Source organism: Moorena sp. SIO4G3 (assembly GCF_010692305.1).
Taxonomy (GTDB): Bacteria; Cyanobacteriota; Cyanobacteriia; order Cyanobacteriales; family Coleofasciculaceae; genus Moorena; species Moorena producens_A.
Window position 1 is genome coordinate 1 of sequence record NZ_JAAHIG010000533.1, and the last position, 4,926, is coordinate 4,926.

The 4,926-nt window shown below is 44.1% G+C and carries 4 protein-coding genes; 1 reads left to right on the forward strand and 3 read right to left on the reverse strand.

Annotated features, from left to right (window positions below; genetic code table 11):
• Positions 1–236: 236 nt before the first annotated feature.
• Complete coding sequence (locus tag F6J99_RS42045; RefSeq protein ID WP_293122622.1) at positions 237–500, forward strand: hypothetical protein; 264 nt, start codon at positions 237–239, stop codon at positions 498–500.
• Between the two features lie 216 nt (positions 501–716).
• On the opposite strand, the gene F6J99_RS42050 is transcribed toward F6J99_RS42045, so the two are convergent.
• The 3 genes from F6J99_RS42050 to F6J99_RS42060 all read right to left on the reverse strand — a co-directional run.
• The gene (locus F6J99_RS42050; RefSeq protein ID WP_293122625.1) at positions 717–1,934 is read right to left on the reverse strand and encodes a formylglycine-generating enzyme family protein; all 1,218 of its coding nucleotides are present in this window, start codon (positions 1,932–1,934) and stop codon (positions 717–719) included.
• Between the two features lie 28 nt (positions 1,935–1,962).
• Positions 1,963–2,457 (reverse strand): hypothetical protein, encoded by a 495-nt coding sequence (locus tag F6J99_RS42055; RefSeq protein WP_293122627.1) that lies wholly within the window; start codon positions 2,455–2,457, stop codon positions 1,963–1,965.
• A 408-nt stretch (positions 2,458–2,865) separates the two neighbouring features.
• Positions 2,866–4,926: hypothetical protein (locus tag F6J99_RS42060; RefSeq protein WP_293122630.1), on the reverse strand; the 2,061-nt coding region annotated here is incomplete at its 5' end.

Below are 4,926 nucleotides of genomic sequence, written 5' to 3' on the forward strand. Positions count from 1 at the left end.
TCTATAGGTAATAGGTAATAGGTAATGGGTAGTGGGTAATAGGTAATGGGTAATAGGGATGCGCTGCATCAAGAGGTGCGACCCGTGGCGAATTTAATTCTTAATGGTAAGAGCGCACCTAACAGGGACTCAACCTCAAAGAAGACTGTACCTCATAACTGCGATAAAGGCTATAGCTATAGACAAGATTGCCATGGATACCCCGTTGCTCCCCCTTAAAAAAGGGAACTTTGAGGTTGAGAAGATTACATAATACAGGCAAGCAACGCTATCAATTCCCAATTCTAAATTACCCATTACCCATCACCCATTACCTATTCCCCATCACCCATTACCCATTACCTATTACCTATTACCTATTGCCCATTCCCAATTCCCGATTCCCGATTCCCGATTCCCGATTCCCGATTCCCGATTCCCGATTACTGTTAAGATTTTTTAAGATTATCAGTTTCTCCTGGGCATACCGTGCTATTATTAGATTGTCGAGTAAATCATAGAGTCCTGAGATGATTCTATCCCCTAGGATAAACTTGTGGTCTCTCGGCAGGCGGTTTAGAATGGGAACATACCACTTGATCAGGTCGTAAGTTCTTTGGATAATTGGTAAATCACTCATTTCCAGAAAAACAATCCGCCTGGGGCGGAAAAGGGTAAAATAAAATAAATAAAAGGGTAGAGGGCGAAAGGGCGAAAGGGCAAAGAAGAGTCCACGCTTAGGAACAAACCACCCGGAAACCGACGTGGATGTACCTGACGTCCGGCCAGAAGTTGAAGCGCTTGGCACAGCGGCAGAGCCTCAACTGGTATTGCCAAGAGCCACCGCGCAAGATGCGATAATCATGACGATTATCTTTATCTAATACCCACGCACCCCCTTCGTCTGGGGCATCATTATAGTTTCCGTGCCAATCATCTTCACACCATTCCCAGACATTACCCATCATATCATACAATTTCCAGTTATTCGGTTTTTTTTGTCCTACTGGATGAGTTTCCTGACCAGAATTACTATCGTACCAAGCATACGCTCCTAGTTCTGACTCATCGTCACCAAAGTAATATCTAGTTGTCGTACCTGCTCGACAGGCATATTCCCATTCAGCCTCACTGGGCAAACGGAATTCTCGACTACCGAGTTGAGTCTTCAATTTTGCATTATTATTGAGTGCCGTACAAAATTTTTTAGCATCCTTCCATGTTACCCTCTCAACGGGTCGTCGAGCGCCTTTAAAGTTAGATGGGTTGTTGGGGTCATCCTTAATAGTTTTATTAGGCTCACCAAGAACGGCTTGCCACTGCTGCTGAGTTACTGGAAATTGTCCCATCCAGAACTGTTTTACACTTACATGATGCTGGGGTCTTTCATTGTCCTGGATCTGGTCGTCACTATCAGGGCTACCCATCATGAAGATACCTGCTGGGATACGTACCATTTTTAAACTGACCCCGGTAGCTAACTCAAAGGTATCTACTTCATAGGCAAATAAACCCAACTTTTCTAAGGTGCTGTTGATATAGGCAATGACTGCTTGTTCCGTCAACTCTCTGGCGTTGTTGAGGCTATCTTCTATTCTTTTCATTTGGTCGTCTACATAGGTTTTCACTGCCAGTTCCGTGGGGACAGCTTGATTCGAGTTGTCTGCCAAGGTACCATCGCTGGAAAATTCATTAACCGCTTCTCCTAATTGTAGTTTCAGGTTTCCCTTGACTTCCAGCTTAGCGGTGGGATTGTCGTCTGTCCCAATTCCTAGGTTGCCCTTAACGTTCAGGGATTCTGCAATGGTTATAGGTCCCTGGAAGCTTTTTGTAGTTTTTGGTATCTGTTTAAGATTATTCACCAAACGGTCAATTTCATCCATGGCGGCATTCCAATCTGCCGAAAGGATCAAATCTCCAGCCTTTTTATGTTTTGGGTCAAAGTCGTTGGTCATTGCGGCTTCCTAAGCTTTCTAGTTATCACTAAAACAAAATTTCCCACACCAGAGTTAACTTAAATTGGTCGCTCTTGGTAATTGTATCAAAGGTCACTCGATTATACATGATTCCTTGGCCTGTTTTTTTGCTATTGAACAACCCCGCTTCAGTTAACTCAACTGGCTGATTGCCAGGTTCCCCAAAATCCAGGTCTACAGACAACATAATTTTACACTTTTTGTCATCTTCTCCAGTTTTTTTTAAATCTTTGCCGAGGTCAAAGGGTTTAAGTTCTTTCCGAAACACCTCCTGTCCCAATTTGGTATCCGTAGCTGGATTAACCAGGGTGCTACCGCCAGTACCTAAGGCGATGTAGCGGATCGGATCAATTGTTTGATTAGTAAATAACTTGGCAACTAATTCCCGCCCTGTGTAAACAATCGAGTTGTCAGCTTTAACTTCCTGCACCAGCTGAGCTTGAGGATTATAGGTTTGGATAGTCAACCTACCTTTCATGTCGAGGGTTTCGGCAATTTTCATAATATAAGAATTAAGAATTAAGAATTAAGAATTAAGAATTAAGAATTAAGAATTAAGAATTGAGAATTGAGAATTGAGAATTAAGAATTGAGAATTGAGAATTGGTAAATTAGAATTGGGAATTTAGAATCGGGAATCGGGAATTTAGAATCGGGAATCGGAAATTTAGAATCGGAAATTTAGAATCGGAAATTGGGAATTGGGAATCGGGAATCGCGACCCACCCCTAACCCCTCCCAGGAGGGGAACGGGAAGTTAGAAGTTAGAAGTTAGAAGTTAGAAGTTAGAAGTTAGAATCTAGATTAACCATTCTAAATTCTCCATTATACATTCTTAATTCTTAATTCTCCATTCTCCATTATACATTATACATTCTTAATTCTCCATTCTACATTCTACATTCTTAATTCAACCAAAACGATTCCCGCTATCAAAGCCCGTATAGTCAAATACCCCACAAGTAAGCAGGTTATCAGACATTTCGTGGACTACTTCTGGATAGGGAACCTGAACGCGACTAATAGTCAAGGCATCTTCGGCAAGATGTTCTTCCAGAAAAGGAGAACGCTCGACTCCCAACCGTGCTACCATCTCGTGAGTTTTATGAAAGCGCTTCTCATAACAAGTAAGCAGCTTATCAGACATTTCGTGGACTACTCCCTCTGGATAGGGAAAAAGAATACTACTAATAGTAAAGGTATCTTCGGCAAGATGTTCTTCCAGAAAAGGAGAACGCTCAACAGTTAACTGTGCTACCATTTCGTGAGTTTCCTGAAAGCGTTTCTCATAGGTAATAATCCCCAGAACACCAGCGGCTTTAACCTTGTCAATAATTCCTGCAATTTGATGGCGAGGATGATCCCCTGCTTGCTGAAACTTATCCGTAAAGCCGGGAATATCCCAAGGAATTTTGACCTCAAACACCCCTGGGGTGAGTTGGTAGAATCTCATTTCCAGAGAGACGGCGGGTTGATTCAAGACAAAGGTGGTTTGATCAAAGCGCTGTTGGTCAAATCGTGCCAGTGGCCACTCCTCAGCTAACTGGGCTTCCAGCCGCCAGCGAGAGGTTTGGGTTGGTAGTAGGGGCGTTCCTGGTGTAGCAAAAGGGTTACCGTTAAGTTCCACGGTCTTCTCTCGAAAGGACAAGACATCGGATGACTCCACTTTTCCCTTGTAAGCTACGAACTCTTCAGTATCGCAGTTAACAACACGAATATTGTATAATACCACAGGCAGATTGGGCTGAACTTCCAGGAAAATTTCGATTTCCTCAGGGTGCGAGTTGGGGTTATATACCTCAAATTCTTCCCCAAGTGTCAGCAGGTAGCGATGTTCTGGCTGATTACGAGGATGCAACTGAGTCAGCCGAGGCATGAACTGTTGAAGTTTAATGGTTTTCTTGGCGGCTTGAGCTGCGGGGGAATCTCCTAAAATTCCCAAGTTGGCTGCCACCAAATCAATAATCCCTTGCTTGGTAGCAGCTCCTTGACGGAGGATTTGAATCAAGCCTTTGAGTCGCTCTCGGTAAGGAGCATAACTCTTGGCAATCTCATTGGGATAGGCTGCTTCTAGCCCTTGCCGATTTTGGATAATCAGATCAGCTCCCTCCGGAAGGGTTTCCGGTAGGGGTTGATCAGGGTGTTGGTAAGTTTTTTGGTATAGTGAGGGGTCTTCAAGACAACGATTGAGTCCCTTAATTAACCCCTGCTCTACCTCCGCCAGAGTAGGAATATGGCTAGGGCTGATATAGTCTGGATAGGCAGCGTCTAACAACAAGCGATTGAAACGTTGTCGGTCTTCCCCGATTGGTTGTTGTTCCAGCAATTGCTGAGCCGCTTTGCCAAGAGTCAGGGTTTGGAAGTATGGCTTATTTTTCCGGTAGAGGGAGGGATTAACCAGCTGTTGGTTGAGTGTTTGCACCAGTCCCTGCTGTAGGGGTTCAGGCAGCGGGGGTAAACCGTCATAGTGATTCAGCAGTTCCAGGGTTTCTGGGGGCAAGTGAATTTTGAGATAATGACTGAGTTGATCGGTATCAACGGTAGCAACCAACAGCTTAATGGCCAGACCGGGCAGATCCCTGAAAGACTGTAGGTTAAATTGAGTCTGGGCAACCTGATAGCGCTCCAGAAGGGTCTTGGTATCGTGATCAAATTGCGATCGCAAATACTGAGACAGTTCATCCCTGCCTTCATGAAGTTTCTTGGCCAAGTTACTGACATTTTTAATACTCCCTGGACTAAACTGGTGGCTAACCTGTACCAGTTGAGAGGTGCCTCCTAAAGCTTCTAGGTAGAGAGCAAAAAGTTGATCTAAATCTCCCTTTTTGTTAGCAATAAAGCCTTGAGACCCTTCATTGTCAGCGGTATCCACATGATGGGAACGCATCACACCGAGCAAGTCGGTTTCCCCTTGCTCTAGCAAGGAGCCAAAGACATCAATAAATTGGTAGAGCAAACTTTCAACATTGGC